Raw genomic sequence first — 705 nt, 5'->3', positions numbered from 1 at the left:
ATGGCGACCGGGACCAGCCCCAACACCATCATCTGGAGGGGGACTTGGCCCGCCGAGTGATCCACGAACTGCGGCAGCACCGCCGCGAAGAAGACGACGCCCTTCGGGTTGGTGACGCCCACGAAAATACCGTCCAGGATCGTGCGCAGATCACCGCGCCGCTCATCCGCCGGGGCCTCCATGTCCGCCGCGCGCATCTCCTTGCGGTGCCGGAACGCCTGCACGCCGAGGTAGACGAGATACGCCGCTCCGGCCAGCTTCACACCCATGAACACCGTCGCCGAACTCTCCACCAGCGCGCCGAGGCCCCACGCCACAGCGATCACCAGGAGGTACGAACCGACCAGGTTGCCCAGGACCGTCGCGAGCGCCGTGCGGCGGCCGTGCGCGAGGGCTCTGCCGATCACAAACAGCACGCTCGGCCCCGGAATCACGATCACCAGCAGCGACATCGCCGCGAACGCGAGAATACTCTCCGTGGACACCATAAGTCCGCCACCTCCTGGATTGCCGTCCAGAGGTCATACAAACAGATGGCGGACCGTCCACTCCAGGCTCATCCACCTGCCGAGACACCTGAGGAGTGCAGCCTTCCCGACGACGAACAGGACCCTAGACAAGTCCCATCGTCCCAGGTCAGCGGCACACCTCACTCATCCGAACAAGCTTCGGACAGGTCACCTCGTGAAAGCGCGAGGCTAGCTT

The 705-nt window shown here is 65.1% G+C and carries 1 protein-coding gene; it reads right to left on the bottom strand.

What is annotated here, in order from left to right; translation table 11 throughout:
• The coding region (locus ASC60_RS00085; RefSeq protein ID WP_055545439.1) for a LysE family translocator at positions 1-488 on the bottom strand (488 nt) is incomplete at its 3' end.
• Positions 489-705: the final 217 nt, after the last annotated feature.

Origin of the sequence: Streptomyces sp. NBRC 110028, from assembly GCF_001417735.1 — a bacterium.
In the GTDB taxonomy this organism is placed as follows: domain Bacteria; phylum Actinomycetota; class Actinomycetes; order Streptomycetales; family Streptomycetaceae; genus Streptomyces.
This window is presented reverse-complemented; position numbering and strand designations above follow the sequence as displayed.